This window comes from Acidocella aquatica (genome assembly GCF_030160635.1).
Classification (GTDB): Bacteria; Pseudomonadota; Alphaproteobacteria; order Acetobacterales; family Acetobacteraceae; genus Acidocella; species Acidocella aquatica.
Genome location: NZ_BSOS01000007.1, coordinates 156,966 through 176,077 on the forward strand (window position 1 = coordinate 156,966; position 19,112 = coordinate 176,077).

Consider the following 19,112-nt stretch of genomic DNA (forward strand, 5'->3'; position numbering starts at 1 on the left):
CTCTTGGATATTAGAGCTCGGAGGCAACCGAGTTGAAGGTTTTGGATACGTTAGACCCGAGGGTGGTGACGGCGCCAATGATGACGACGGCGATGAGAGCCGCGATCAGCGCATATTCAATCGCGGTCACGGCGCGCTTGTCGAACTTCAGTTCGTTGAGCTTCAGGGCGACGGCGGTGCGGACATAATTAACGAGCATGATATAGATCCTTTTCAACGTTGAGACAAAACCGCGGCAAGACGGCTAGGGTCAAATGATAAACACAAAAAACAGTTTCACGTTTGCTTTTCACGTTAACCCTATCAGGGTCGGCTTCCACTACACGGAATCTAGGGGATTTTGTCAAACAAATGTTTCCATAGCATTTACGCCTTTTCATGTCGGCCGCGGCAAATTTTATGGGACATTTTAGCGTGTGAACAATAAAAAATTTAATTAACTTTTTTTGATTTTATTTCTAATAATTAAGATGATTTAGTGCTAACTAAACGAGTCGACTGAGTGATAAATATGTTTTTTGTACTAAAAAATTTTTTTTAGCATTTTTCGGTTTTTGACATTGTCATCAAAATTTCGTGATCCCCGGAATATGTCGTGAAAAATCCACGCAAGCCAAGCGAATCCTGACCGCACATATCCCGGACTGTCAAAAATTGACAACCAGCAGCCCATGTTGCCCAGGCAGCGCAGTTTTTGCCGCAAACGCCACACCGGGGGCGTCCGCCCGTGGGAAGCCCCCATTTATCCAGCCTGCCTACAACTCCGACGATACTGAATTGAAGGTGACGGTCAGAGAATGACCGATGCTGCTGGCGCCCCAGATTATTCCGATAACGATGATTAACGCGATCAGCGCATACTCGATGGCGGTAACCGCCCGGCGCTCGCGCCACAAGGCCAAACTCCTGCCCCAGAGGTATCTACCCCGCACAAACTGCCAGCAACTGCTTAGGACCATTTCAATCCCCCGCATAAAGGGCACTCACAAAAAGCGTCATGTATGATTACACATTTAAATTAAATAGACACCCTCTCACGACACAAGCTCACGAGATTGTGTCAGCGGAATGACCGTTTCTGCAAGAAAAATCGCCCCCTTCCCCTGAAACGACGACAAAATGCCGAACATGCGGGTCCATATATTATGATTTATTCCATTTATTGGGCAAACTGTACTTTTTCAACGCAAGCACAAAAAAGCTCCACTCAAGGTGGAGCGCTCCGGTTATTCTCCCCCAGGCATCCAGCGCCATACCCACATCCCGGCCCGCGATTCAGGGGGGCCAGGCATGGCATGTTAGCGTATGATGACATCAAATTCATCCGCGCCGCTGGTGAACCTGAAATCATCGTGCGCTCTCATGCCATGCGCTGCCCGGGCTTCTTACTGGTTTGTCGAGAGTTTTACCGTCAGGTCGAACGTGATCGGGTGCTGAGCCATTCCAGCGGAAAATGCGGGGAGTGAAACAGAGCGCACGGCCGACTCGGCGGCCGCGTCGATCGGGGGGGCACCGGAGCTTTGGATGATGGCAACTGAAAGCACAGCGCCGCTCGGTGCGACGGTGACGGCAAGAACGGTTGTGCCTGACAGCGCCATAAGCTGCACGGCGGAGGGAACCACCAGCCCAGCCTGAACACGCGCGTTCAATGCCTCGCCGTAGAGCTGTTCGGCGGTGGCCTGCATTTGGGCATTTGGCGGCACGGGAGCGGGCTCAGGCGGCGGTGGCGGTGTTTGAAACACCGGTTTGGCCGGCACCACTGGTTTGATGACGGGCATTTTCCGCATGATCGGCCTTGGCGCCGGCCTTGCCACGGGCTTTGGCGGCGGCGGCGGCGGCGGCGGCGCGGGCTGAGGCAATGCCTGGGGTGGGGGCGGCGCCGGCGGGGGCGGCTTGGCCACGGGAGGCGGGGGAACTTGCTGGATGGAAATATTCATCACGCTAGGCTGAACAGCGGCCGCTTTGTGACCGATCGTTGCCGAGACATAGGCAAAGCCGAGGACCAGAAGGCCCTCGACAATAACCGCCGCGATCAACGCCTGCCAGAAATGCCCGCCGCCGTGATAATCGGCCATGACGGCCGGGCCGGGGTTCGCGTTTTGTACGTTCATCCCTAGGAACCTGGAGAAATCGATTTGAGATAGGCTATCACATTTGCCCTGGCGGTGGCGCTGGCCAGGCCGCTGTAGGGCATGATGGTGCCGTGCATATCGGCGCGCGGGTTTTTAAGAAACGCATCGAGCGTGGCGGCGTTCCACACGAGATGCGAATCGGCCATCGCCTTGGAGTAGCGATGCCGCGGCGCCGTGCCTGACATGCGGCCATAAACCCCGGCGAGGGTGGGACCGAAACGGTCCACACCTGCGCGGTTACTGTGACAATCCGAGCATTGGCCGCGATAGACGGCGTAGCCGGCCTTGGCGTCCGGGGCCGCAGCATGCGCTGCGAACAGCGGCATGCCAACGGTTGCGAGGACGGCAAGAAGGAGGTGTTTTTTAATCATGACCCTACTCTCAGAACTTCATGCTGACCGTGCCGAAGATGGCGCGGCCCTGGCCGGGGTTGGCGATGACCGAACCGGCACCGGCGCCGCCGAAATAGCCGCCGGAGGAGACGTATTCGGTGGAGTTGTAATGACGGTCGAGAATGTTGGAACCGCTGACGCCAAAGGTCAGGTCACCCAGCCCCGGGACGAGGTGGTTGAAATAAGGCGTGCTCATGGTGACGTTGAAGTTGACCAGGTTATAGGCCTGGATCTTCTGCGTCGTGGGCGCCTGGATGAGGTTGTTGAACATGTAGCTATGACCGAAATACTGGTCGAAGACGCTGGCCTTGACGAGGTTTTCACCGACGAAGCGCTGATAGGTGAAGCCGATGTTGCTGGTCAGGGTTGGCGTGTTAGAGACCGGAACGCCGTTGTAATAAGTTCCCGAGCCGGGCGAGAAATAAGAGGTATAATGGCCGTCGAAATAGCCGGCGTTGGCGAAGAATTCCCAATTGAAGTTCACCTTGCCGTCAAATTCGGCGTTGACACCCTGCAAAATGGCCGAGCCGTAGCCGAAGGTTGTCACATTCGGCTGGTTGGCGAGGCTGATGGGGATGGTCTGGTCGCTCAGAACATCGTGGTAATAGCCCAGGGCTCCTGAGACTTCCTCAAAGCCCATGAAATTATCCTGCAGCATGCGCACGCCGATTTCGTAATCGGTGCTCTTTACCGGCTTCAGGGAGGGCAGATCAGTCTGCGCGTTGTTGAAGACGCCGCCGGTGGGGTTTTGATAGGTGACAGCAAAGTTGGCATAGGGGGTGAGCCAGGGGAAAATGTCATAGGTCGCGCCAATCGAGAATTCAGGACGCTGGAAATCCTTGTTCACGCTGGGGTTGGTGTTGCCAGGCTGCACCGGCGGATATTGCAGCGCGTAGCTGGCATTGTTGTTGTAGAAGCTGGTGCCGTAGTTAACGAGCTGGATGCCGGGCACGATATGCAGCGCCGGGATGGGTGAAATATCATCCTGCAGGAAAACAGCGGCGAAGAGATTGTCGTAAATGCTTTGCGTGGCCTGATAGGGCAGCAACTGGCTGGTTGGGGTGGAGCCTTGATAGCTGAGCTCCTGGTAGCCACGATAGGAATCCACCGTGTGCGAGGCGATCACATAACCGCCGTAGCTGACCGTGTTGTAGGGCAGGCTGGTGTCGAAGCTGAGCTTGTCGCCGATGGTGTCGGAATGCGGGTTGTAGAATTCGCTGTCATTCAGGCTGGCAGCCTGAAAACCAGGATTCACGCGATAGTGGATCACCTCGCCGTGGCGATACCAGAGAAGATTGGTGAGGCTGGTGTTGGTATCCAGCTGATCAAAGAACTTGGCGTAACCGATATAATTCTGAATCTGGTTCTTCTTGAACCAGACCGATTGCGGCAGATCGGAATAGAAGCCCGAGGTCTGCTGGCTGTAGAGCTGCGCGCCAGGAACATTGAGCCCGGCGACAGTAACGCCCGCGATCGGGTTGACGGGGATGTCATTGGGGCGCTGCTCGGTGCTGTGCTGCCAATAGGCGCCGATGCTGATATGGCCGCCGGTGAAATCCTTACGCACCTTGGCGTAGAGCTGGGTGGCGTGAGCGGGGTCGTTATATCCGCCCGTGCGGAAAGTGTTGCCTTCTCCGTAGGCGTAGCCAAGAACGGATGACCAGCCATCATGCACGCCGCTGGAGGCATAAAGCGAAACGTTTTTCTGCTCGTTGCTGCCGTAGGAAGCGCTGATGCCGGCCTCGGGCTTCTCGGTGGGCTGCACCGGAATAAAATTAACAGTGCCGCCGAGGCTGTCATACCAGCGGTCACGCGGGTTGCCGGGGCCAAAGATGATGTTGGTGCCGCTTAGCAGCGTGCCCATCGGGATTTCGGTGGAGTGCCAGCCGGTGCCCTGGATCAGGCTGTTGAGAGGAATGCCGTCAAGCAGCATGGTGACGCCGTTGGTCTCCAGATCGCCTGGCACGGAGTTCCAGCCGACCTTCACGCCGCGCATCGAGACGGTTGAGCGCGCGGAGCCGCTGGTGGCGTTATAGCCGTTGATGCTGATGCCGGGCTTGACCGTGAGAGTCTGCAAACCTGAAGTCTGCGGCGTGAACAAATTTGTTTCAGCCTTGGTGATCGTGGACACCGACTGACTTTGGTGCTGCACTGCCTTCTTGCTCAAAACCGCATCGGCGAATCCTGTATTCGCCCCGATGGTTGTGGCGGAAGCGCTCACTGTGCCAGCGTTCACCGATTGCGCCATCGCGGACGCAACGCCGGTGCCGGCAAGGCCAAAAGCCGCCAGCGCCGCGCGCATAGCGAAGCACGAGCAAGCAGCGCGAAGCGCGTTTTGTAACGATTGATTGGTATCCATGTTATGAAGTCCCCAGTTGCCATGCGTATCGGGTCATGCGTTTGCTCGCCGCCCTTTAGCGTGGGACTTAGTACCGCAACACATGTTGGGTTGCTATTTCTGTTTAGTGATAATTCCGTGGCAAATATAAGACAAAGATGGAGCGGCTGACGCAGGGGGGGGCGGGTCGTTTATAACGATACCAGCGCACATTGGCACCGGTAGCCGAAGCACCGTAATGCAACGGCCGCGCCAATTCCAGCCCTATTTAATCCACAGGCTTCGGTAAGGCCGCCGTTTCGCGACCAAAAAAACCACGATGATAATGACAAAGCAACGTCATATCCGATGAAATCATTTGATCGGATAAAGTTGCCCGCCAAAACAAACCGCTAGAATATTTTAGCCAGCATTTCCGCGGCCGGAACATCTTCCATCACATCCCAGTGTTCAACCGCCTTGCCGTCCTTGTTGAATCTGAACAGGTCGAACGTGTTGATTCTGTTGACCAGCGGATGCGGCGGATTTGAATCGTAGAGCCGGTGGCACATGATGAAGTCGCCGTCGACAAGTACCCGCTTGGGCTTCATGACCATCTTGATGCCGGCCGCCTGCATTTTTTTAAGAATATCCACCAGCCCTTCCAGACCATCGGCGCCCTTCGGGCTGTGCTGCTTATAGCCGGGCGTTCGGCTCTCGTAGAAGGCTTCTATCTCCTGGCCATCGAAACCCTTGAGATCAAGCGCCTCAAATCTGGCGACGCTTTTGCGCGCATAATCCACGCTGCGGTCGGGTTGCGGGCCATCGAATGTGCCGTTTGAGTTCTTGCGGTTTTTTTCGTCGAGAACATGCGAGCCCCAGTGTTCCGCAATCTTCTTCCCCTCGATCCGAAATAACTCGGCGCGCGCGATGTCGATATTATGCTCGAGTTTTTCTTGAACGAGAAGAAAGACGCAATCGGCATCACGGATGATTTTGTGAATCACAATCCGGTGTTGCGGATATTGCTGAAGCCGGTTGCGAACATATTCGGCCAGGCCAGCCTTGCTAAAATTCGCCGTATATTGATGCTCGATGTAATCATCGGCAAGATAGGTTGAGATCGCCGCCTGGTAATTTTCTGAATAGAGCTTCTGGTAATAGCTCGATATCAGTTCTTCATTTTCGCTGCTCATAATCAAATGTTCCTGATACAAATATTTTTCTCGCAAGCTCTCAATCATCAATCCAGTCGAAGGAACGCTGCACTGCTTTCTTCCATGATTTTAAATGTTTGGCACGCTGGGCTTCATCCATTTTGGGCATCCAGATTTTGTCCACGGCCCAGTTGGCGCGAAGTTCATTGATATCGCGCCAATATCCCACGGCGAGTCCCGCGGCGTAGGCGGCCCCTAACGCTGTGGTTTCGGATATTGCCGGCCGCACCACCGGAACGCCCAGCATATCGGCCTGAAATTGCATCAGCAATTCATTCGTGACCATGCCGCCATCGGTTTTTAAAACAGCAAGCCTGATGCCGCTGTCTTCCTCCATGGCCTCAACCACATCACGCACCTGGTAGGCCGTGGCTTCCAGAGCCGCGCGGGCGAAATGCGCGCGCGTGGCGTAGCGCGTCAATCCGGCGATCACCCCGCGCGCGCCATCCTTCCAATACGGCGCATAAAGGCCGGAGAAAGCCGGCACGATATAAACATCGCCATTATCCGCGACACTAGCCGCCAGTTCCTCGATTTCCCCCGCCGTGGCAATGAGTTTCAAATTGTCGCGCAGCCATTGCACCAGCGCCCCGGTGATCGCGATTGCCCCTTCAAGCGCGTAATGCGGCTTGCCGCCGCCAAATTGATAGGCGATCGTCGTCAGCAACCCGGCCTTTGATTGAACAGGCTCAGTGCCGGTGTTCATCAGCAGAAAGGAGCCGGTGCCATAAGTGTTTTTGGCCTCGCCCGGGGCAAAACAGGCCTGCCCCACCAGCGCCGCCTGCTGGTCGCCCAATATGCCCGAAAGACATACCCCTGATAGAGGCCCGCCCGTGATCGTCGCGTGCATGGCGGAGGAGGGAACGATTTCCGGCAGGCAGTTGCGGGGAATGTTGAAATGCGCCAGCATCTCGTCATCCCAATCGCAAGTGGCGAGGTTGACCAGCATCGTGCGGCTGGCGTTGGTCACATCGCTCATATGCCGGCCGCCCTGCGTGCCGCCTGTCAAATTCCAGGCGAGCCAGGAATCCATCGTGCCGAACAGCGCATCGCCGGAGGTGGCCTTCTCGCGCGCGCCAGGAACATTCTCAAAAATCCAGAGCAATTTCAGCCCGGAGAAATAGGTTGCCAGCGGCAACCCTGTTTTGGCACGAAAACGGTCCTGTCCGCCATCTGCCGCAAAGCGATGCACCAGCCGCTCGGTCCTGGTATCCATCCAGACCAGGGCATTGCAGAGCGGCAGGCCTGTATGGCGGTCCCACAACAGAGTGGTTTCGCGCTGGTTGGTGATGCCGGCGGCGGCGAGGCTGCCCGCATGAAGATTGGCTTTCGCGAGCGCGGCGCCCACAACCTCGCTGGTGTTCGCCAATATCTCCATCGGGTCATGTTCCACCCAGCCCGGCTTTGGGGTGATCTGGCGGTGTTCCTTCTGCGCCATGGAGATGACCGTGCCCCGCTCATCGAAAACGATGAAGCGGGTGCTCGTCGTGCCCTGGTCGATGGCGCCGATGTATTTTGGCATGGCCCTCTCCTGCGCTGGCGCGGCGCGTGTTACCCCTGCAGGGCCGCGCTCTGCGCCGCGAAGAGCTGTGCCGTGCCCGAGCGCGCCAAGGCGAGCAGGGCCGCGAAGGCCGCATCATCAAACGTGGCCTTTTCGGCGGTGGCCTGAATCTCGATGATGCCGCCAGCCCCGGTGAGGATGAAATTGGCGTCGGCGTCGGCGGCGGAATCCTCCACATAATCAAGGTCGAGCACCGGCACGCCCTGGTAGATGCCACAGGAGACCGCCGCGACCTGGCCGATGACCGGGTTGACCTTCAGCACGTTCTTCTCCCGCAGTTTTTTCACCGCCAGGCAGAGGGCGACATAGGCGCCGGTGATGGAGGCGCAGCGTGTGCCGCCATCGGCGTTGAGCACATCGCAGTCCAGCGTGATGGTGATCTCGCCCATCAGCTTGCGGTCCACCACGGCGCGCAGCGAGCGCCCGATGAGGCGCTGAATTTCCTGTGTGCGGCCCGATTGTTTGCCGCGCGCGGCTTCGCGGTCTCCCCTGGTGTGGGTGGCGCGCGGCAGCATGCCGTATTCGGCGGTGACCCAGCCCTCCCCCTGGCCGCGCATGAAGCCGGGGACCTTGCCCTCGACGCTGGCGGTGCAGAGCACCTCGGTGCGGCCCATGCGGATCAGCGCGGAGCCTTCGGCGTGGTGGGAAAAGCCGGTCTCGATGCTGACTTCCCGCAACTGGTCAAATTTTCTACCCGATGGGCGCATGGTTAAACTCCTGTGTACTTTGGCTGTGGCGTGCTATTAGCCGAGGCTGTGCAGATGGACCATAGAAGCAAATTGAACCCGAAACAGCCGCCACGCCTCCCCCCGGGGCTGGATGTGCGCTCGGCCGCGGTGTTGCGCGAGATTGTGGAGCAATATGTGGAGACCGGGGAGCCGGTGGGCTCGCGCACGCTCTCGCGCCTGCTGCCGCTCAACCTCTCTCCCGCGACCATCCGCAATGTGATGGCGGATCTGACCGACGCGGGGCTTTTGTTCGCGCCGCATACCTCGGCGGGGCGGCTGCCGACCGACCGGGGGTTGCGGCTGTTCGTGGACGGGCTGTTGCAGTTTGGCGAGCTGAGCGAGGATGAGCGCAGCACGATCAATGTCGCGCTGGCGCAGTCTGGCCGGAGTTTGCAGGAGACGCTGGCACAGGCATCCTCGATGCTCTCGGGGCTTTCGGCCGCCGCGGGGCTGGTGCTGGCGCCCAAGGGCGAGGGGCCGGTGAAGCATATTGAGTTTGTGCCGCTCTCGCCGGGGCGCGCGCTGGTGGTGCTGGTCTCGGCCGACGGGCAGGTGGAGAACCGGATTATCGAGACCCCGCCAGGGCTGCCGCCTTCAGCCTTGCAGCAGGCGAGCAATTATCTGAACGCGCAGCTCTCGGGGTTGTCGCTGGCCGAATTGCGGCAGCGCGTGGCGCTGGATTTGTCAGCTGACCGGACGGCGCTGGATGCGTTGACGAATTCGGTGATCGAGGCCGGGCTGGCGACCTGGGGGAGCGAGGGGCGCGCCGGCTCGCTGATTTTGCGCGGCCAGGGGCGGCTGCTGGCGGATGTGGACCAGTTGGAGAAGCTGGGCGCGATCCAGGCGCTGTTCGAGCGGCTGGAGACCGAGGAGACGATGCTGCGGCTGCTGGACCTGGCGGAGACGTCTGACGGGGTGCGGATTTTTATCGGGGCGGAGTCCGGGTTGTTTGGCTCGGCGGGGGTCTCGATGATCGTAGCGCCAGCGAGGAATACGCAGGACAGGATTGTGGGGGCGATTGGGGTGATTGGGCCGACGCGGATTAACTACGGGAAGATTATTCCGGTGGTGGATTATACGGCGCGGGTGATTGGGCGGTTGTTGGGGTAGGTGGGAGAATAAAAGCCGGAAGAAGAAATCAAAACAACCGCGGAAGCATTTCTCCGATTATAGAGTGTTGCTCACAAGAACGTATCCCTACGAAGTTTGGGGAAGGAAGCAACCGCCTCAATTATTTTCTTAATCTGTATAGAGTGGATTTCGGAAAGTATATTTTTCACTCAAAGGAATAGCATGAATTTCTACCAAGGAGTTGTTTTCGAATATCTTCGATCAGACCGGTCACTTTTTATAAATACTGAGTGTTGCATTCAACTCAATGAAGGCAAAAACCCCGACACAAGTGGCCCACACTGGTATTGTGACGCACTGGCGTGCGATTTTCGTCATGAATCCGCGTTCCTATGTGAGATCACATATAGTGCGTCGTTAAGCGCTTTAATAAGCCGCCTAACTGATTGGCATGAGAGTTGGCCTTTATTGAAAGAAGCACTCCGTAGAGATAGCCATGTGCCTATGGGTTGGCCGATTAGGCCGTGGCTATTCGTTCCCGAGCAATCCATCCCGCGACTGTTAAATCGGCTGGCAGACATCCGCCCCTCAGACGACGCTCTTTTTACCCCAAGAATCACTCCATTAGAAATGGTACAACCCTGGCGCTACAGGTCATGGAACCGTGATGGCGAGGCAGAAAAGCCAGCGTCGATACCAGAAATGATGCAGCGTTGAACTCCAACTGATCCTATCCAATCGTCACGGCCAAGCGCTGTCACGCCTCACTACTGGCCCGGCAATGGCGGAATGCGCTGCGCTTTTCCACCCTACGGGTGTTGTGGTGGCCTCGCCAAAGGCAGCGGCTTTAGAATTCGTTGCAAGAAATCTTATTAATGCGTTCGAAGGGCGCGGCCCTTCGCGGGGGTCCAGGGGGCGGAGCCCCCTGGCCTTGCCTACCTCAAGCCGACAGCGCCGCTGGCTCCGAGCGGGTGCGTTTGGTGATTAGTTTGTTCAGGGCGTGGACGTAGGCGCGGGCGGCGGCGACGATGGTGTCGGTGTCGGCACCTTGGCCGTCGACCATTTTGCCGTCTTCCTCCAGGCGCACGGTGCAGCGGGCCTGGGCGTCGGTGCCCTCGGTGACCGCACCTACGGAGAAGAGCAACAAATTGGCGGTGTGGGGGAAGAGCGCGTGGATGGCGTTGAAGGTGGCGTCCACCGGGCCGTCGCCCAGGCAGTCGGCGGATTGGATAACGCCGTCAATTTCCAACTCCAGCAGGGCGCGGGGTTTGGCTTTGGAGCCGCCCCAGGTTTCCAGCGAGACGAATTTGACGCGCTGGTGGCCGCGGGTGACCTCATCGTCAACCAAAGCCACGATGTCTTCGTCGTAGACGATCTTTTTGCGGTCGGCCAAGTCCTTGAAGCGGCGGAAGGCGTCGTTAAGGGCGTTGTCGCCAATGTCGCCGTAGCCCAGCAGCGATAATTTGTCGCGGAAGGCGGCGCGGCCGGAGTGTTTGCCCATAACCAGGGAGGTTTTCTGCCAGCCGACGCTCTCAGGGGTCATGATCTCGTAGGTGGCGGCGTTCTTTAACATGCCGTCCTGGTGGATACCCGATTCATGCGCGAAGGCATTGCGGCCGACGATGGCCTTGTTCGGCTGAACATCAAACCCCGTGATGGTGGCGAGCAGTTTCGAGGTGCGCAGGATGCGGGTGGTCTCGATGTTGTGGTGGTAGGGGTTGGCGTCCGGCCTGGTGCGGATGGCCATGACGACTTCTTCCAGCGAGGCGTTGCCGGCGCGCTCGCCGATGCCGTTGATGGTGCATTCAATCTGCCGCGCACCGGCGCGCACCCCGGCCAGGGTGTTGGCGACAGCCAGGCCGAGGTCGTTATGGCAATGGCTGGATAAAATGATCTGGTCCGCGCCGGGGACTTTTTCGCGCACGGTGGTGAAGATGCGGGTCATGTCCTCGGGCACGGCGTAGCCCACGGTGTCCGGGATATTAATCGTGGTTGCGCCTGCCTTGATGGCGGCTTCCACGCAGCGCAGCAAAAACTCCATATCGGTGCGGGTGCCATCCTCGGCGGACCATTCCACATCATCGGTGAAGTTGCGCGCCAAAGTGACGGAGGCGATGACAGCTTCCAGCACGGCATCGGGCTCCATGCGCAATTTGTACTTCATGTGCAGGGGGCTGGTGGAGATGAAGGTGTGGATGCGCTTGCGCTCGGCGGGGCGGATGGCCTCGCCGGCGCGGGTGATGTCCGCCACGCCGGAGCGGGCCAGGCCGCAGATGACGGGGCCTTTGATGGATTGGGCGATGCGGTTCACAGCCTCGAAATCGCCGGGGCTGGCGACGGGGAAGCCAGCTTCCAGCACGTCAACGCCCAGCTCGGCCAGGGTTTCGGCCATGCGCAGTTTTTCGTCCAGGTTCATCGAGAAGCCGGGGGATTGCTCGCCGTCGCGCAGAGTTGTGTCAAAAATGATGACGCGACTGGCGTCCATGGTGCCGAAATTCGGGTGGATGATGGTCATGGTTTGGTTCCGTTTAAAATGCCGGTTTGTGGATTTTAGGCATTCCCCTGAGCGGTGTGGCGCGGTGTTTGGGCGCGCGCGGAAGAACTTATGCGCTCAGGGGCGGATAAGTCGAAGGAGCAGCCCGGCAAGTTTGGGGGCAAAAGCCATGAGCAGGAGATAGGTGAATTTTAGCGCGAGCGCAAGGTTTTACCCGCGCGCGGCGAATTTAAAGCCCTCTGGCGATGTCACTGAAGGCCGCGCCCAGGCCGTTGCCGATGTTGGTGGCGCCGTCGATGATGACGGTGGCGACCAGAGAAGCGATGAGAACATATTCGATAGAGGTGACGGCCCGCCGGTCCTGCCTCAGCCGTTGCATTTCAGCCCATAACGATACCAGCACCGCGTATCCTCCACGCCATATTGGCTGGAAAATACGCGGGAGAGTTTAATGTCCGGTAAAATTACGGCAGGCGCAGGTGAAAAGACTGCGGCCGGGTGAGTTGCTCGTAACCCCAGATGGACAGCGTGTGGCCACGGCCGGTGTCTTTCACCCCGGTCCAGGGCAGCGCCGGGTCCAGATAGTCGCAGCGGTTGAGAAAGACCGTGCCGGTTTCGATCTGGCCGCCGATGGCTTCGGTGGCGGCGACATCGGTGGAGAAAATGGCGGCGGTGAGGCCGTATTCGCTGTCGTTCATCAGGCGGATGGCCTCCTCGTCGGAGCTCACTTTCATGATGCCGACCACCGGGCCGAAGGTCTCCTCGGTCATCACGCGCATGCCGTGGGTCACATCCACCAAAATCTGCGGCGCCAGATAGGGGGTGCCGGGCTGGTTGGCCGGGAAGGCGCTAGGGTCAATGAGGGCGCGCGCGCCTTGGGAGACGGCTTCATCAATCTGGCCGCGAATGAACGCCGCCGCCTTGGCGGAGACGACCGGGCCAAGGTTGGTTTCCGGGTCGGCCGGGTTGCCCAGGCGGTATTGGCGGGTGACCTCAACGGCCTTGGCGACAAATTCATCGTACACGGCCTCATGCACATAAATGCGCTCGATGCCGCAACAGGACTGGCCGGAGTTGAAGAACGCGCCGTCCACGAGGTTTTCCGCCGCGAAGGCGACATCGGCATCGGCGCGCACATAGGCGGGGTCCTTGCCGCCGAGTTCCAGGCCGACGGAGATGAAACGGTCCGCCGCGGCGCGGGAGACGGCATGGCCGACCGGCACCGAGCCGGTGAAGGCGACATGGGCGATGCGGGTGTCCTTCACCAGCGCCTCGGCGGTGGCGCCGGAGATGTGCAGGTGCTGGAACACGCCCTCGGGCAGGCCCGCTTCGTCAAACGCCTGCTGGAAGCGCTCGGCGATGAGCTGGGTCTGCGCCGCGTGTTTGAGCATCACGGTGTTGCCCGCCATGATCGCCGGCATGATCGTGTTGATGGCGGTGAGGAACGGGTAGTTCCACGGCGCGATGACGAAGACAACGCCGAGCGGGACGCGCCTGACATAGCGCTTGAAGCCAGATTTTGGGCCGGGGTCGAGCGGGGCGAGGCCCTCGGCGGCGGCATCGATCATGAAGCGGGCGCGCTCGACGCAGCCGCGCACCTCGCCGGGCGCCTGGGAAACCGGGCGGCCCATGGACCAGGCGAGGTCGAGGGCGATCTCATCGCTGTGGCGCAACAGGGCCTCGCAGAATTTATGCCCCAGGGCGGCGCGCTCCTCCAGGCCGCGCGCGGCCCACAGGCGCTGCGCGGCGGCTGATTTGTCAAGCACCGCGTCAATCCGCGCCGCGTCCGCGAAGGGGCGTTCGGCGTAGACGCTGCCGTCCACCGGTGAAATCGTCTGCTGCATGCTCATGATTTTCGTTTCCTCGTATTGGTCCACAACTCGTTGCCAGCGTAACATAAAGCCGCGGCGCAGGCCGGGGCCAGAAAATAAAGCACACGGAACAGCAGGATAGCCCCCAGCGCCGTGGCGGGTGATAAATAGACCGAGAGGCCCAGCAGCAGAACGGAGTCGAACACCCCGACCCCAGCCGGCAGGCCAGAGAAAATACCGGCGGCGAAGGCTGCCAGATAGACTCCCAGCACATGCGCGTAGCTTAGGCCCGGCGTGTCGGGGAGCACAACATAGAGAATGGCGCAGGCGGTTGAAATATCGGCACAGCCGTAGAACACCTGCAACAATGCCAGGCGCGGGCCGGGGAGCGCCAGCCGCTGGCGGAAAATGACGACCGAGGTGCGCCCGCCCACCGCGGCGACATAAAGCGCCATGGCGAAGACCAGCGCCGCGCCAACCGCCCGCAATGCCCAGGCGGGAACGGCATGGCCAAACAGCGGCATGGCCACCGGGTCGAGCAGCAGCAGCAGGCCGAGCAAGGTGAGCAGGCCAAAGGTGAACATGCTGCCGGAGATGGCGACGATGCGCGCGATGCCGGCGGCGGGCACCCGCCATTGCGCGTAGAGCCGCAGGCGGATGGCGGCGGCGGAAAGAGCGGGGGCGCCCAGCACATGGCTGAGCGCGTAGGCGCAGAAGGAGGTGAAGGCGATGTGGAGGGCGCCGATGCGAGGCACGCTCTCGCGGCGGCGGGCGAAAAGGATGCCGGGGAGGTCGTAACCCGCCATGAGGCAGAGCGAGACCGCGAGCAGCATCAGCGCATGGATGAACTCAACGCGCGGCGTGGCGCCAACGGCGGCCAGAACATCGCCAAGGCCGATGCGCCTGAGTGCGCCGCGCAGACCGATGACAACCCCCGCCAGGACAATAAGACCCAGCACAGGTGGCACATATTTGAGCGCGCGCTGTTTCATGGCGGGGGCCGGGCTGGGGGCTAGGCTGCCTCCACGTCGCGGGCCAGCGCGCTCTCGACCAGGGCGATCGTGCGCTCGATGCCATAGAGCGCGATGAAACCGCCGAAACGAGGGCCTTCGACCTGCCCGAGCAGAACCTGATACAGGCAGTCAAACCAGGATTTTAGCGGCGCGAAGGGGTGGCGCTTGCCGATGGCGTAGACCAGGTTTTGCAATTGCTCCGCCGGGGTTGCGCCGGGGTATTGCACCATCTCGTTCGCCTTCAGGCTTTCGGCGAGGTCGATCAGCGCGCCGCGCTCCACATCGCTCGGCGCGCGGAACTGCTTTTTGGGCGCCACGAAGTCGCGGTTGTAGACGATGGCGTGGTGCACGAGCCGGGCCAGGAAGGGGTAGGTCTCGGCGTTCGCGCCGGGGATATAGGCGCGGATGAAGCCCCAGAGCATTTCCGGGCTGTCGGCGTTGATGACCGAGGCGAGATTGAGCAGCATGGTGAAGCCGATGGGCGAGCCGGCGTGTTCGGGAACTTCACCGCCATGAATATGCCAGGCCGGGTTTTCATATGGTTTTTCGGCCGTGGGCAAAGCGGCGACGCTGGCGATATAATCGTCGGTCGCGCGGGGGATGACATCAAAGAACAGGCGCTTGGCGCGCTGCGGCGCGTGGTACATGAACTGGCCCAGGCTCTCCTTGGGCGCGTAGGTGAGCCATTGCTCGACCGAGAGGCCGTTGCCCTTGGATTTGGAGATTTTCTGGCCCTTGTCGTCCAGGAACAGCTCATAGGTGAGGCAGACCGGCGGCTCGGTGCCCAGCGCGCGCACGATGGCGGAGGAGAGCTTCACCGAGTCGATGAGGTCTTTGCCGGACATCTCATAATCAACGTCCAGCGCGTGCCAGCGCATCGCCCAGTCGGCCTTCCATTGCAGCTTGGCGGCGCCGCCGGTGACGGCGGTCTCATATTTCGTGTTGGTGTCCGGGTCGGTCCAGAACACGGTGCCGTGTTCAACGTCCACCTGGTCAATGGGCACCTGCATGACGATGCCGGTGCGCGGGTGGATGGGCAGGATGGGCGAATAGCTGGCGCGGCGCTCCGGCCCGAGGCTCGGGCGGATGATGTCGACGATGGCGCCGTGATGCGCGAGCACATGCAGCAGCGCATTGTCGAACCGGCCGGAGGCGTAATAATCAGACGAGGAGGCGAACTCGAACTCGAAGCCGAACTCGTTCAAAAAATCCTGCAGCATGTTGTTGTTGTGCTCGCCGAAACTGTCGAACTTGCCGAAAGGGTCCGGCACTTTGGTCAGCGGCTTGCCGAGGTGCTGCTTGAGCATCTCCTTGTTGGGCACATTGTCGGGGACTTTGCGCAGCCCGTCCATGTCGTCGGAGAACGCCAGCAGGCGCGAGGGCAGGCCGGTGAGATCAGTGAAGGCCTTGCGCACCCAGGTGGTGCGGGCGACCTCGCCAAAGGTGCCGATATGCGGCAGGCCGGACGGGCCGTAGCCGGTCTCGAACAACGCCTCGGTCTTGCCTTTTTGCTTCAAGCGCGCGGCAACACGTTCGGCTTCACGGAAGGGCCAGCTCGGCTGGGTAGAAATCTGTTCGCTCATAGCCCCGCTCTATGGTCAAATTTCCGCCGCGTCTATACGGAGAGCAATGCCTTTCCTGCCGGACTCCCCCGCCCTTGTTGCCGGTCACGGCCGCGCCGTGCTGCTGACGCATGGCGGCGAGGCTGTGGAAATTAGGCCGGGGAGTGTCGCCAAACAGCTCGGCGGCGCGGTGCCGCTGCTGGTGCATGGCCCGGCGACGCTGAAGCGGCTGGGCAATCCGGCCGTGCAGGTGCTGGATTTGTTGGAATTATTTGCCTTCGTGTGCCCGGCGCGCGGCTTGGCGCCCACACCCGCCGGGCTGGCGCGCGCGTTGGAGATGGAGGTGCCGGAAACGCTGGAGGAAGGCGCGCGGCTGCTGGCGCCGATGGCCGAGGCGCTGCTGGCCAGGCTGGCGGCGGGCAAAAATGTGCCCGCGAACCAGGACGCGGCGGGGCTGGCGGCGCGCATGGGGGCCGCCGGCTGGGGCTGGGCGCCTTATGTGCTGGCGGCGCTGGGGCAACCCGCCGCAAGGCCCGACGGCATGGCGATGCGGCTTTGGAAGCGCCTGCCGAAATGGGAGGAATCCGCCCCTCGCCCGCCGCCCTCGGCATTTGCGGTGACCTCCGGGCAGGCGCGGGCACGCCTGGCCACGCTGCTGGGGCCGGAGGCGGAGCAGCGCCCGGCGCAGGCTGATTATGCCTCGGCGGCGACGGCGGCATTCGAGCCCCGCCAAGCGGAAGGCCAGCCGCATGTGGTGCTGGCTGAAGCCGGCACAGGCACGGGCAAGACGCTGGGCTATCTGGCCCCCGCCAGCCTGTGGGCGCAGCAGAACAAGGGCGCGGTGTGGGTTTCCACCTTTACCCGGCATTTGCAGCGCCAGATCGAGCAGGAGGCGGGGCGCCTGCCGGAGGGCACCAAGGTGGTGCTGCGCAAGGGGCGGGAGAATTACCTCTGCCTGCTCAATTTCGAGGACGCGATGGGCGTGGAGCGCTACGCCGTGCCGCTGGGGCTGGTGGCGCGCTGGGCGATGGCGAGCGCGGATGGCGATTTGTTCGGCGGCGACCTGCCGGGCTGGTTCGCGGAATTGTACGGCCATGGCCTCTTGGCCCAGATCGCGGACCGGCGGGGCGAGTGCATCCACGCCGCCTGCCCGCATTTTTCCGCCTGCGTGATCGAGCGGGTGATCCGCAACGCCCGCGAGGCGGATTTGGTGATCGCCAACCACGCGCTGGTGATGGCGCAGGCCGTCTGGGGCGGGCTGGATGATGATTATGTGCCCACGCGCTATGTGTTCGACGAGGGGCACCATATTTTCGATGCCGCCGACAGCGCGTTCGCGGTGGAGCTTTCCGGCGCGGCGATGGCGGAGCTGCGGCGCTGGCTGCTGGGGGCGGAGGGTGCGCGCTCACGCGCGCGGGGGCTGGCGCGGCGGCTGGAGGATTTCGCCGCCACGGACGATGCCATAAAGCGCACGCTGGACGCGGCGCTGCTGGCGGCCAAGGCGTTGCCCGCGCCAATGTTCTCCACCCGGCTCGACCCTGAGCTGGAATCTGACAAAAACCCGGCGGAGGCGTTTTTGCGGGCGCTGCGGGTGCAGGCGCTGGCACGCGGCACGGAGGCGGAGATTAAAGGGGCGATGGGGTTCGAGGTGGATCTGCACCCGATCGACCCGGGGATTTTGCCGGTGGCCGCCGCGCTCTCGGCCGCGCTGGAGAAGCTGCGCCTGCCCCTGGTGGCGTTGCGGCAGCGCTTTCTGGAGCGGCTGGAGGCCGAGGCGGAAACGCTGGAGGAGACCTCGCGCCAACGGCTGGAGGGCACCGCGCGCAGCATCAAGCGCCGGGCGATTGACAGCATCACCGCATGGCGGCGGATATTGGACGGGCTGGCGGCCGAGGCCAAACCTGGCGAGCGGCCGGGGCGAATCGAGTTTTTGCGCCTGGACCGCGAGGCGGGAACCGACCGCGACGTGTTGCTGCTCTCGCACCTGCTCGACCCGACGGAGGCGTTCATCGAGACCATCGCCCGCCCGGCGCATGGCATGCTCATCACCTCCGCCACGCTGCGCGACGGAACCGACAACGAGACCGCCTGGGAGGGCGCGGAAGCGCGCACCGGGGCGGCGCATCTGGCCGCGCCCGCCATCCGCGCGGCGTTCGGCTCGCCGTTTGATTATGCGGACCGCACGCGCATCGCGCTGATCACGGATGTGAACACGCAGGACATGGGGGCGCTGGCCGGGGCGTATCAGGCGCTGTTTCAGGCCGCGGGCGGCGGCGGGCTGGGGCTGTTCACCGCCATCTCGCGGCTGCGCGCGGTGCAGGCGCGCATCGCCAAACCGCTGGAGGAGGCGGGAATTGCGCTCTACGCCCAGCATGTGGACGCCATGGACAACGCCACGCTGGTGGATATTTTCCGCGCCGAGGAACACTCCTGCCTGCTCGGCACCGATGCGATGCGCGACGGCGTGGATATTCCCGGCAACGCGCTGCGGCTCGTGGTGTTCGAGCGCACGCCCTGGCCGCGCCCGGATATTCTGCACCGCACCCGGCGCACGCATCTCTCCGGCGGGGCGCCCAAGGATTATGACGATGCAATCGTGCGCTTAAGGTTGCGCCAGGCGTTCGGGCGGCTGATCCGCCGGGCCGATGACCGGGGCGTGTTCGTGCTGCTGGACCGGCAGATGCCCTCGCGGCTGCTGAGCGCCTTCCCCGAGGGGGCGCCGGTTATCCGCTCTGGCCTGGCCGAGGCCGTGGCCGGGATACGGCGGTTTTTGCAGGGATAGGGCGCGAAATTTCTTTTCCGGCGCGCAAGCTT

The 19,112-nt window shown here is 61.4% G+C and carries 15 protein-coding genes; 2 read left to right on the forward strand and 13 right to left on the reverse strand.

Features of this window, described 5'->3' with window-relative positions:
- Nucleotides 1–10 precede the first annotated feature (10 nt).
- From QQJ84_RS02875 to rph, 8 genes are all read right to left on the reverse strand, one after another.
- Nucleotides 11–199 (reverse strand): Flp family type IVb pilin, encoded by a 189-nt coding sequence (locus QQJ84_RS02875; RefSeq protein WP_284256456.1) that lies wholly within the window; start codon nucleotides 197–199, stop codon nucleotides 11–13.
- A gap of 556 nt (nucleotides 200–755) precedes the next feature.
- Nucleotides 756–896, reverse strand: a complete 141-nt coding sequence (locus tag QQJ84_RS02880) for a Flp family type IVb pilin (protein ID WP_284256457.1) — start codon at nucleotides 894–896, stop codon at nucleotides 756–758.
- Nucleotides 897–1,385: 489 nt separating this feature from the next.
- Nucleotides 1,386–2,111 carry an energy transducer TonB gene (locus tag QQJ84_RS02885; RefSeq protein WP_284256458.1) on the reverse strand — a complete coding sequence of 242 codons (726 nt, stop codon included), beginning with the start codon at nucleotides 2,109–2,111 and terminating at the stop codon, nucleotides 1,386–1,388.
- A 2-nt stretch (nucleotides 2,112–2,113) separates the two neighbouring features.
- The gene (locus tag QQJ84_RS02890) at nucleotides 2,114–2,503 is read right to left on the reverse strand and encodes a c-type cytochrome (protein ID WP_284256459.1); all 390 of its coding nucleotides are present in this window, start codon (nucleotides 2,501–2,503) and stop codon (nucleotides 2,114–2,116) included.
- 10 nt (nucleotides 2,504–2,513) lie between these two features.
- A complete protein-coding gene (locus QQJ84_RS02895) occupies nucleotides 2,514–4,883 on the reverse strand; it encodes a TonB-dependent receptor (protein ID WP_284256460.1) in 2,370 nt (789 codons plus the stop codon).
- Between the two features lie 371 nt (nucleotides 4,884–5,254).
- Complete coding sequence (locus QQJ84_RS02900; protein ID WP_284256461.1) at nucleotides 5,255–6,037, reverse strand: nuclear transport factor 2 family protein; 783 nt, start codon at nucleotides 6,035–6,037, stop codon at nucleotides 5,255–5,257.
- A gap of 40 nt (nucleotides 6,038–6,077) precedes the next feature.
- Complete coding sequence (gene glpK, locus QQJ84_RS02905) at nucleotides 6,078–7,580, reverse strand: glycerol kinase GlpK (RefSeq protein WP_284256462.1); 1,503 nt, start codon at nucleotides 7,578–7,580, stop codon at nucleotides 6,078–6,080.
- A 29-nt stretch (nucleotides 7,581–7,609) separates the two neighbouring features.
- A complete protein-coding gene (gene rph, locus QQJ84_RS02910) occupies nucleotides 7,610–8,326 on the reverse strand; it encodes a ribonuclease PH (protein ID WP_284256464.1) in 717 nt (238 codons plus the stop codon).
- A 54-nt stretch (nucleotides 8,327–8,380) separates the two neighbouring features.
- On the opposite strand from rph, the gene hrcA reads away from it, so the two are divergent.
- Nucleotides 8,381–9,457 carry a heat-inducible transcriptional repressor HrcA gene (gene hrcA, locus QQJ84_RS02915; RefSeq protein ID WP_284256466.1) on the forward strand — a complete coding sequence of 359 codons (1,077 nt, stop codon included), beginning with the start codon at nucleotides 8,381–8,383 and terminating at the stop codon, nucleotides 9,455–9,457.
- Nucleotides 9,458–10,358: 901 nt separating this feature from the next.
- Here the strand turns inward: hrcA and QQJ84_RS02920 are convergent.
- The 5 genes from QQJ84_RS02920 to QQJ84_RS02940 form a co-directional block, all read right to left on the reverse strand.
- Nucleotides 10,359–11,933: a 2-isopropylmalate synthase gene (locus QQJ84_RS02920; protein WP_284256467.1), complete on the reverse strand. Its 1,575-nt coding sequence runs from the start codon at nucleotides 11,931–11,933 to the stop codon at nucleotides 10,359–10,361.
- A 208-nt stretch (nucleotides 11,934–12,141) separates the two neighbouring features.
- Nucleotides 12,142–12,315 carry a Flp family type IVb pilin gene (locus tag QQJ84_RS02925; RefSeq protein ID WP_284256468.1) on the reverse strand — a complete coding sequence of 58 codons (174 nt, stop codon included), beginning with the start codon at nucleotides 12,313–12,315 and terminating at the stop codon, nucleotides 12,142–12,144.
- A gap of 61 nt (nucleotides 12,316–12,376) precedes the next feature.
- On the reverse strand, nucleotides 12,377–13,762 hold the full coding sequence (locus tag QQJ84_RS02930; protein WP_284256469.1) for an aldehyde dehydrogenase family protein: 1,386 nt from the start codon (nucleotides 13,760–13,762) through the stop codon (nucleotides 12,377–12,379).
- Entirely contained in the window at nucleotides 13,759–14,715 is a 957-nt protein-coding gene (locus tag QQJ84_RS02935) for a lysylphosphatidylglycerol synthase transmembrane domain-containing protein (protein ID WP_284256470.1), read from the reverse strand. The genes QQJ84_RS02930 and QQJ84_RS02935 overlap by 4 nt, the downstream gene beginning before the upstream one ends.
- A 20-nt stretch (nucleotides 14,716–14,735) precedes the next feature.
- On the reverse strand, nucleotides 14,736–16,319 hold the full coding sequence (locus QQJ84_RS02940) for a lysine--tRNA ligase (RefSeq protein ID WP_284256471.1): 1,584 nt from the start codon (nucleotides 16,317–16,319) through the stop codon (nucleotides 14,736–14,738).
- Nucleotides 16,320–16,365: 46 nt separating this feature from the next.
- Between QQJ84_RS02940 and QQJ84_RS02945 the strand changes: the two genes are divergently transcribed.
- Nucleotides 16,366–19,080 carry an ATP-dependent DNA helicase gene (locus QQJ84_RS02945; RefSeq protein ID WP_284256472.1) on the forward strand — a complete coding sequence of 905 codons (2,715 nt, stop codon included), beginning with the start codon at nucleotides 16,366–16,368 and terminating at the stop codon, nucleotides 19,078–19,080.
- The last annotated feature ends 32 nt before the right edge of the window (nucleotides 19,081–19,112 follow it).